General features: G+C 35.7%; 10 protein-coding genes and 1 pseudogene. 4 read left to right on the forward strand and 7 right to left on the reverse strand.

Annotated elements, in window-relative coordinates; genetic code table 11:
* Positions 1-109 precede the first annotated feature (109 nt).
* The 7 genes and pseudogenes from E1140_RS03545 to E1140_RS03570 all read right to left on the reverse strand — a co-directional run bounded on the left by E1140_RS03545 (position 110) and on the right by E1140_RS03570 (position 6,440).
* Positions 110-2,503, reverse strand: coding sequence for an ABC transporter permease (locus E1140_RS03545; RefSeq protein WP_155179099.1), 2,394 nt, complete (start codon positions 2,501-2,503; stop codon positions 110-112).
* Positions 2,504-2,632: 129 nt separating this feature from the next.
* Positions 2,633-2,734 (reverse strand): annotated as a pseudogene (locus E1140_RS21995) (zinc-binding dehydrogenase); the annotation flags it as partial.
* A gap of 234 nt (positions 2,735-2,968) precedes the next feature.
* The gene (locus E1140_RS03550; RefSeq protein WP_221412620.1) at positions 2,969-3,607 is read right to left on the reverse strand and encodes an NAD(P)-dependent alcohol dehydrogenase; all 639 of its coding nucleotides are present in this window, start codon (positions 3,605-3,607) and stop codon (positions 2,969-2,971) included.
* A 10-nt stretch (positions 3,608-3,617) separates the two neighbouring features.
* A complete protein-coding gene (locus tag E1140_RS03555) occupies positions 3,618-4,040 on the reverse strand; it encodes a DUF6326 family protein (protein ID WP_155179101.1) in 423 nt (140 codons plus the stop codon).
* A 20-nt stretch (positions 4,041-4,060) separates the two neighbouring features.
* Positions 4,061-4,771: an SRPBCC family protein gene (locus tag E1140_RS03560; protein ID WP_155179103.1), complete on the reverse strand. Its 711-nt coding sequence runs from the start codon at positions 4,769-4,771 to the stop codon at positions 4,061-4,063.
* A gap of 185 nt (positions 4,772-4,956) precedes the next feature.
* On the reverse strand, positions 4,957-5,538 hold the full coding sequence (locus E1140_RS03565) for a cyclic nucleotide-binding domain-containing protein (protein WP_155179105.1): 582 nt from the start codon (positions 5,536-5,538) through the stop codon (positions 4,957-4,959).
* 323 nt (positions 5,539-5,861) lie between these two features.
* On the reverse strand, positions 5,862-6,440 hold the full coding sequence (locus E1140_RS03570; RefSeq protein ID WP_155179107.1) for a GIN domain-containing protein: 579 nt from the start codon (positions 6,438-6,440) through the stop codon (positions 5,862-5,864).
* 542 nt (positions 6,441-6,982) lie between these two features.
* Here E1140_RS03570 and E1140_RS03575 point away from each other — a divergent pair.
* The 4 genes from E1140_RS03575 to E1140_RS03590 all read left to right on the forward strand — a co-directional run bounded on the left by E1140_RS03575 (position 6,983) and on the right by E1140_RS03590 (position 8,615).
* Complete coding sequence (locus E1140_RS03575; RefSeq protein WP_155179109.1) at positions 6,983-7,438, forward strand: hypothetical protein; 456 nt, start codon at positions 6,983-6,985, stop codon at positions 7,436-7,438.
* A gap of 34 nt (positions 7,439-7,472) precedes the next feature.
* Entirely contained in the window at positions 7,473-7,679 is a 207-nt protein-coding gene (locus E1140_RS03580) for a helix-turn-helix transcriptional regulator (RefSeq protein ID WP_221412621.1), read from the forward strand.
* 60 nt (positions 7,680-7,739) lie between these two features.
* The gene (locus E1140_RS21640; RefSeq protein WP_155179113.1) at positions 7,740-7,901 is read left to right on the forward strand and encodes a hypothetical protein; all 162 of its coding nucleotides are present in this window, start codon (positions 7,740-7,742) and stop codon (positions 7,899-7,901) included.
* A 69-nt stretch (positions 7,902-7,970) separates the two neighbouring features.
* Entirely contained in the window at positions 7,971-8,615 is a 645-nt protein-coding gene (locus E1140_RS03590) for a class I SAM-dependent methyltransferase (protein WP_221412622.1), read from the forward strand.
* Positions 8,616-8,745 lie beyond the last annotated feature (130 nt).

The following is an 8,745-nucleotide window of genomic DNA, read 5'->3' on the forward strand; positions in this document are numbered from 1 at the left end:
AGCCATTACACCTTTATTTTCCACACATCCATAACTGTCTTATAATTAACTTCTTAATACTTCTATCGTTAATATTACAAAATTTATATATTCTTATTTGTTCGATTCCTTATTCACCCTGCAGCTTCCGTGCAGGGTTAGCAGTAGCGACTTTAAGAGTATGATAACCAGTAGTAAGCACCGTTAATATAATAGTACCTGATAGTACGGTTGCATATATTGCAACTCCAGGAGTTATATGGAATTGGAAATTTTCTAGCCAACTTATTTCAAAGAAATAGCCCAATATGGATGCAGGTATGGCAGCAATGACGATAAGGATCACAAAATCTCTAATGAGCAGATTAATTAGCTCTTGTGTATTAGCACCAAGCACTTTTCTGATGCTAATTTCCTTAGATCGTTGCTCTGTAGTGTATGAAGCCAATCCCAACAATCCTAAACAAGCAATCAAGATGGTCATGCCAGAAAAGCCTAGGAATAATTGACCACGGATTTGGTCAGCCTCATAACTCTCCATGAATTGCTCATCAATAAATACATATTCAAATGCAGTGTTAGGATATATTCCTTCCCATGCTTCTTCAATAAGGTCAATTGTAGATGTGATATCTCCAGTGATTTTAATAATGGCAGAGCTATTAATAAGACTTGGGATAAACACCAGGGCAGTTAATGGGTTATAAAGTGATTGTTGATGGAAATCTTTCACCACGCCAACCACAAGAGCAGAGGGTATAGAATCATTTCCAAACAAACTAATTTTTTTACCAATTGGGTTTGTCCAATTCATTCTTCGCACCATGGCCTCATTTACCATTACGGCTTGTGAAGAATCTGAAGGATAATCCAATGAGAAATTCCTTCCTTCAACCACATCAACACCTAGTGTAGAAAAGAAATCATAATCAACCCAATAAAAGTCTATTCCCCGGTTGTCCATTGGCCCTTCTTCAGTTTCGATTAGATGTACGCTTTTAGAATAACCATTTCCAGGAGTTGAACTCGAAGACCCTGTCCCACCTATATTGACATTTTGAACCAATTCATTTTTAAGGATATTCCATTTCTCCATATCTGCGCTACTTCTAAAGTCGATTTGCATCATTTGCTCTTTGTCAAAACCTAAATCTTTGTTTCTGACAAATTGCATTTGAGCATAAATAACCAAAGTGCCGATCAGCATGAACATTGAAATAGAAAACTGTAGCGTTACCAAAGCCTTTCTTAATAGTTTGCCGCTAGATTTGCCCCCACTTCCTTTAAGTACAGTTGCCGGCTGAAAAGATGACAAAAAGAAAGCTGGATAACAACCGCCAATAAATCCAGTGATAAATACGATACCGATGACTGCCAAAATCACATTAGTGTCAAATAATCCCTCGATAGCCAATTGAGTACCCACAATGCCGTTAATGGCAGGAACAACAGTAATTATGACAAGAACACTTAAGATTAGGGATATGAGTGTAATTAGAACTGATTCAGTCAAAAATTGACTTATTAAACCACTTCTTTGGGCACCCATTGCTTTTCTTAAGCCAACTTCCATGGACCGCTTTGTTGATCGTGCCGTGGCTAAGTTCATATAGTTGATACTGGCAATAATGATGAGAAAAATTGCTATTGCGGTAAAAATACGAACATACTGAATGTCGCCTGCAGGAACAGGTTCATTTTCGAAATCTGAAGTCAAATGGATACTTTTTAGCGGAACTGGTATTATTTTAGTCTCGATCTTAAGCGGATCAAAGATTGGATCTATGTATTTAGCAACTATCAAATCAAGCTTTGCTTGCAAGGTTTCTTGCGTGACACCTTCATTAACCATTACATAGGAAAAGACACCCCACTGTCCCCAGCCACTATCTCCGTCTGGGAAGATAGTTTTCCAGGATATCAATGCCTCAGCTAGAAGGTGAGAAGCGTTAGACATGTCTTTATATACGCCTGTTACTTGCAAAGACATTTCCCTATCTCCACCGCTTATAATTGTTTGGCCAATTGGATTTTCATTTTTGAATATTTTAGTCGCCATCGACTGATTGATGATTATCGAATTTGGAGATTGCAATGCAGTTTTGGGATTTCCAGCTACAAATTCGTAATCAAATAATTCGAACAAGGTGGAGTCAGCGGCATAGACATTTTCTTGATAGTAATCATCTTGATTGAACTCAAACCGCATACTACTTTGACGACTTAGACCTTGCATTCGAGCTGCCTGTTCTATCTCTGGATATTCATTTTTAACTGTAAATGCAGCCCGACTCGTCATGTGTGCCCACTTAAATGAACCATCTGGCGCAGTAATCTCCGTGGAAAGACGATAGATCCGATCTCCATTTGAATGCTGGTTATCGAAACTCGTTTCATGAAAAATATACAATAGAATTATTAAACTAGAGGCAATACCAACTGTAAGTCCAATAATATTGAGTGAAGTGTAACCAGGTTGTCTTAAAAGACTTCGGAAAGCAATCTTTATATAATTTTTAAACATCCAAGTTGTTGTTTTATCTTATTTATTGTAAAAGCTAAATTAAAAGTTTGGGGTTTTGGTAAATAGCCCTAAACTTTCATTAACCAAGACACGCCCTATTAGCTATATACAGTGCTACCACAATTTTTATTAATTTACAGTAATTACCAAATTACCCTTTTTATGTCCTTGGTCAGCATATTGATGTGCTTCCACGATCTGATCCAAAGGGTAACTTCTATCAATAACCGCTTTAAGTTGTCCCTATTCTACAATACTTTTCAAGATATGCAGTGCTTTGGCCGTTTCCGGTGAATTTTCCCCGACTGCAATTTTTTTGCTGCTGCTTAAGGAAGTCCAAAGCATGGCCAGACTTTTTAAGGGTCTACCCACATTTAAGTAAGTTCCTTTTTTGTTGAGGACTTTTTCGCACGTACTAAAAGGGCATTTATCTATGGTTACGAATATGATATCATAAGATTCAAATTACTCAGTATAATTAGGCCTTGTATAATCAATCACGTTATCGGCTCCCAAGGCTTTAACCATTTCTATATTTGCCGTGCTACATACAGCGGTTACTTCAGCACCAAAATATTTGGCTAGTTGTACAGCGTATGTCCCAACACTTCCAGAAGCTCCATAGATAAGCACTTTTTGTTCTGGTTGTACATTTGCTATAGTTTTAAGATGATGATATGCAGTACGAGCTCCAATAGGTATGGCTGCAGCTTCTTCATAAGTTATATTAGTTGGCTTCAAAGCAATTGGGCCATCTTCAGACAAACAAATGTATTCTGCGTAAGCCCCAAAAGTTTGCAGACTAGCCGCGAACACTTGATCTCCTTTTTTAAACGAACTAACATTTTTACCAATAGATTCAATCTTACCAGAAAGCTCCATCCCCAAAACAGATTTTCTAGGCCTCTTAAACCCCACCAATAAACGCACTGGGAGCCTGATTGATGCTGGAAAATTGAAGCCTCGCACTCTATAATCAGCAGCACTTACAGTAGTAGCATAGATTTTAACAAGTACTTCGTTGTCTTTTGGGATTGGCTTTTCTACTTCTTGAATTTGTAGAACTTCTGGTGGCCCATATTTTGTGCATACTACTGCTTTCATCTTTTTTAAATTAGGCATGAGATTCAGTATTATTAATATTATCATGAGTTGGCAATTTCCATGCAATTCGGAATATCCATAAAATGGCTGCAGTCTCAATAGCTATATGAAACGCATCATCGATATCTAACGAAGGTATACCTGTTGCAAATACTGCCAATGTGATTATACCAGCGATTATGTTAGCCCATTTATTTGCTTTATCATCTAATATTCTAGTGAGAAGCACCATCAAAATGGGTATTTCTGCTAAAAACCCACCCAATAACATTAATTCGTCTGTTATTTTAATACCATTGACAAATCCCGTCATTATCTCTTCAATAAATCCCGATTTGACGAATTGATGTAGGTCCCGGAAAATTATATTGAGCAGTACAAATACCCATAAGGTTGAGAGCAGGGTTTGAGGGCTGATTTTATTTTTTAACATATGTAAAATATTTAATGGTTTTATTTTGAGGTCGCTCCTTTAATATCTTCCAATCCGTTTTTTAAGAACTTCATCACCATTGGTTTAACCAGCCACATTGGCATTCCTTTTGGATCGAATTGGACACTATTAGCTCCTTGCCAAGAGTTATCAGAAGTGGTAGCGAAAATCCATGAACCTCTGAAAGTTTCTACACGATTTAGCTTCTTAGAAATTTGAACCTGACTTTCATCCCATGCTTCATGCCATATTACACTTGTGCTTTCATCTTCATCATTGAAGAAAATGTACATGACACTCATTTCAGTGTCTTTCAATGGGAATGGTTCATTGTGAATAACGTACGTTAAGAGACTGTCTTTAGACTCACTGACGATTTCATAGGTTGGGTATTTCCTATTTTCCAAATCAGCAGCTTGATTTAGAATATCTTGCCTGAAAGCTGCAATGCATGCTTTTGGTGATGCCTCTATATCTCCTATAATCTTATATTCTAAAAAATTAGTCCCTTTTATTTTTCGGGAATAGATGATCCAATTTTCACCCCCATTATCTGGACTTTTTTTTATTTCTCCCCATTGATAAGTCATCCATTCATCAACACTTTCATTTCTTAATCGAATCGCACGGTGTGTTGAACAGCTTGAAAATGTTAAAGACGCAATCCCCAAAATAATAATGTAAACCAACAACATTGATATCTTGTGTCGGTAGATATTAACGTTTCTCATAATTCCTTGTCTTAATTCAGGTATTTAGACAGCAAAATTAGGTTATATGTAAGCTTTACACATTCACTTAAGTTAATGTGCATTGTTTATTTTACGCCACGCGATTAGATTTTCGAATCAATAAAAGGGATATATCAGGTTATATCCACGCGGCTTTTGAAGAACAACGAAGTGTAATTTGGAAACTACTTTTTCTGATCAAAGATTCTTTTACGAATTCTACTTAATGATTGTGGTTTAATGCCAAGATAACTGGCTATCTGGTGGTGTGGTACTCTCTCTAAAAGATGGGGTTTTGCAACGAGTAAGTTAAGGTACCTTTCTTCAGGTGAAGAAGAAATAAATTGACTCCATTCCTCTTTTGATTTGTTCATTTTCTCTATGGCTATCTCTTGAAAAACTGAATCAAGTCTTGGAATTACTGCACGGATTTCCTCCTCATAATTCTTGTTACTGATGGTCAAAACACAATCCTCTATACATTCCCAATAATGTTGAGAGGGTTTACTTTCTTTGGAATGAGGCGTAAATGTATCGCCTTCTGTAAAGAAGGCTGTTGAGATATCTTCTCCATTTTTCATTAAATATTCTCTAACGCAACCTTCAACAACCATATAACACTTTGAAGGAACTTGCCCCTGTTTCAGTAATATTGTTCCTCTTTTAAATTCACCTACAATGGTTTTATCAACAATGATTTCAACTTCTTCCTTCTCCAGTATCGGAAATTGACTGATCAGTGCCCTTAGTTTTTCTTTTAAATCCACTCAATTATGTTTTAAATATACACAACAACCGTTTGTCTCAAAATCTAGGTTTTCGAGTAGTTTGAGGTTAAAAGTAAGGTTTTAGTAGAACATTTTGTGAGATATTAAACTTAAAGTTGGGCGCGATTTGACTTTAAGGGGTAGATATAGGTAAACACTTACCAAATAGCATCCAAAACATGGGTAAATACTTCCCTGAGGCTTGCTAGTCCAATCATATTGATAATCCTTCGCAGATTGTAGGCATTAAATACAAGTCCATTGGACTAACTCAAATGTTAAGTCCTAATTACGTACTCACATCACTTTGATTTAAACCTAATTCAATTTCTGTTCTTGATACTAGCGTCACCAGAAAGTCTTTTATAAGTAATGAAAGCATTGCCTTTATAGTGTAATACGCTTTTCCCTGAGCCTTCAATATCGATCGATTCATTGACCGAAACAAATGCTTCACCTACCCCAGAAAGCTTTATATCTAGTCGTTCAACTTCCAAATCATAGTCTCGAATTTCACTGACCCCCGATAGTTCTGTTGTCAACAAATGTATTTTTCCAAAAAGATCAGCAGTTGAAGCACCTCGCATATCCAGCTCTAAATCGTTCACTGATATCTCTCCCAAAAAGCGAGATGCTCCAGAAAGTTGGATTTTTGCACATTGACTCACCCAATCATTTTCGATATTTATGTCTATGATATTTCTGTTGAGTTCAGAATCGATATTATATTGATAAAAGCTACCTGAAATAACAAAGCACAATGATGAACAAACATTGCCTTTTTCTAGTAAGAAATCGCCTTTTTTTAATTCTCTAAAATTTAATTCTTGCTTTAGAAGTAGAGAATCTTCTTCAGAAAATTTCCCAGCCTTATTTAGAAGTGCTAAAATCGACTCATCCATTTGCTTAATGTTAAGTTCAATGTTTTTTCAAAATTAATGTCAACAGCTGAAAAAATGCACTAGCAGGTTTATTTCTTTTGTAACAAAATCATATAAAAAATCCAGCGGTCATTGGCTACTGAATCTTACTAATCCTATTGATATGATGAATTTTTAAAACCAGCTAGCTATACCCATTTTGATTTGGTTATTGAATAATTAATTCATCCAAAATCGCTATTCAAATAATGTGAATTGTGATTCATCTTTTCATTTAAAAGCACTATTGCCTTTTATCTGTCACTATTAAACTGGGGTTGCATAGTATCTTACAGGAGATAAATAGAGAGAGGAAAGGGTTAATAATCACAGGGCTTTGAGCCATTACACCTTTATTTTCCACACATCCTTCACTGTCTTGTAATTAACGTCTTAATACTTCTATCGTTAACGTCACAAAATTTACATGTTAGTAACTTTTGACATTAAGTTAATTATATTTAACATTATGTAATGTATATCAAACATCAAGTTAATTTAGTCAACCTAAAAAAGCATCTACAATGGCAATAGCAATACAAAAAGCAGTTTTTAATCTGGTAACTACTGTGCTCTTAATGGGAGGGTACATGTTTTACATCTTTGGTATTCATGGAGACTTATACTTTCCGCAGCTAGCAGAAATTCAATTTTGGGGCAGCTTCATCTTAAAGCTGACTGGTGTAATGGTTGTTGCGAAAATCGTGTTGTTCATTTTATTCGCCATTTTCAGAGCCCTAAAAAATGAACATGAAGACAAAGAGCGTCTGGATTTTATGGACGAGCGAGATAAACTAGTAGAAATGAAATCAGAACGTTACAGTAATTGGGTTTCCATAATTGGTTTTTTTGCCTCCATGGTTCCAATCTCCATGGGGTACGGAGTACAGTATATGTTCATAACGCTATTGAGCTTTGGATTTGTGTCGGCAGTGATGAGCGATGTTTGGAAAATCTATTTCTACAATAAAGGAATTTAACATGAGCAAAGACCATATTCAAAATAAGATAAGAATGTTGCGTTTTTTAAAAGGTGAAATGACTCAACAGCAGTTGGGAGATGAACTGGGGGTTACTCGACAGACGGTGGCAGCCATCGAAAGCGGAAAATATTCTCCTACGCTCCAACTAGCCTTTAGAATTGCCAATGTATTTGATGTTACTCTGGATGAAGTATTTAAATATGATCCTTTAAATGACCAATTCAAAAAGAAAAAGTAACGGAATATGGTCGTATTGGTGTTTAAAACAAACCTTAGTTCCCCTCCTTTAATTGAAAGTATGGCACCCTTTCTTAACTCGCACCCATGCATTTCAGAGTGGTCGGTAGATACCGAAGATTTGGACAATGTACTTCGCGTTGTTTCCACTAAACTGTTAGAGAAAGATGTCATTCAGCTAATACAAAGCAAGGGTTTTGTATGTGAAGTTTTGCCGGATTAATGATTGAAATAAAAACGAAAAAATCTCCACTTTTAAAAATTTTTAAACTAGAAAGTATAATTAAGAACGATGAAAAAAATGAGTAAATCGGTAGTGTTCTGGGATAAAGCTTCAGAAAACTATGACAAGACAGAGGAACGATTTGAATATATTCATAGTAAGTCTCGGGAGCTCACTAAAAAGTATCTCAACAGCAGTAATATTGTCATGGATTATGGATGTGGAACAGGTACTACATCCCGTGAAATTGCTAACCAGGTAAAAGAGATTCATGCTATTGATATTTCATCAAAAATGATTGAAATAGCCAAAGAAAAAGCCGTCAATAAAAAAGTTGAAAATATCCATTTCGCACAAACGGATATTTTTGATAAAAGGTACAAAAAGGAATCGTTTGATGTGATTTTGGCTTTCAATATGTTGCACACAGTGGCTGGTCCCCAGGTAGTTTTGCAAAGGATATATGAATTGTTAAAACCTGAGGGCTTATTTATTTCGGTAACGCCTTGCCTTCGGGATAAAATGTCATTTATGGTTAATATTCAGATTCAGCTTGTTCGGGTATTGTGTAAAATTGGAGTAATTCCCATACCTATAAGAAGACTTAAAAGTTCTGAGTTAGATGATTTAATAGCAAATGGAAATTTTCAAACTATGGACACTGAAAAGATATATAAGGGTGCATCTAGTTATTTTGTTGTAGCAAAGAAATAATAAAAGTTTCATACCGCCAGCCACAGTATGGCACTTTTGCCAATTCTTATGAGTAAACAAACAAGATGACGAGTGTTAAAATCTAATAAATGAAGTAGGAAAATAAAATAATATTTCTTTCTCTTTTGAT

Source organism: Fulvivirga lutimaris, assembly GCF_009711525.1.
GTDB lineage: Bacteria > Bacteroidota > Bacteroidia > Cytophagales > Cyclobacteriaceae > Fulvivirga > Fulvivirga lutimaris.

What these genes read in the sequence shown, in the direction of transcription:
- E1140_RS03545 (WP_155179099.1), bottom strand. Translation starts at nt 2,503, where the DNA reads ATGTTTAAAAATTATATAAAGATTGCTTTCCGAAGTCTTTTAAGACAA.
- E1140_RS03550 (WP_221412620.1), bottom strand. Translation starts at nt 3,607, where the DNA reads ATGAAAGCAGTAGTATGCACAAAATATGGGCCACCAGAAGTTCTACAA.
- E1140_RS03555 (WP_155179101.1), bottom strand. Translation starts at nt 4,040, where the DNA reads ATGTTAAAAAATAAAATCAGCCCTCAAACCCTGCTCTCAACCTTATGG.
- E1140_RS03560 (WP_155179103.1), bottom strand. Translation starts at nt 4,771, where the DNA reads ATGAGAAACGTTAATATCTACCGACACAAGATATCAATGTTGTTGGTT.
- E1140_RS03570 (WP_155179107.1), bottom strand. Translation starts at nt 6,440, where the DNA reads ATGGATGAGTCGATTTTAGCACTTCTAAATAAGGCTGGGAAATTTTCT.
- E1140_RS03575 (WP_155179109.1), top strand. Translation starts at nt 6,983, where the DNA reads ATGGCAATAGCAATACAAAAAGCAGTTTTTAATCTGGTAACTACTGTG.
- E1140_RS03580 (WP_221412621.1), top strand. Translation starts at nt 7,473, where the DNA reads ATGTTGCGTTTTTTAAAAGGTGAAATGACTCAACAGCAGTTGGGAGAT.
- E1140_RS21640 (WP_155179113.1), top strand. Translation starts at nt 7,740, where the DNA reads ATGGCACCCTTTCTTAACTCGCACCCATGCATTTCAGAGTGGTCGGTA.
- E1140_RS03590 (WP_221412622.1), top strand. Translation starts at nt 7,971, where the DNA reads ATGAAAAAAATGAGTAAATCGGTAGTGTTCTGGGATAAAGCTTCAGAA.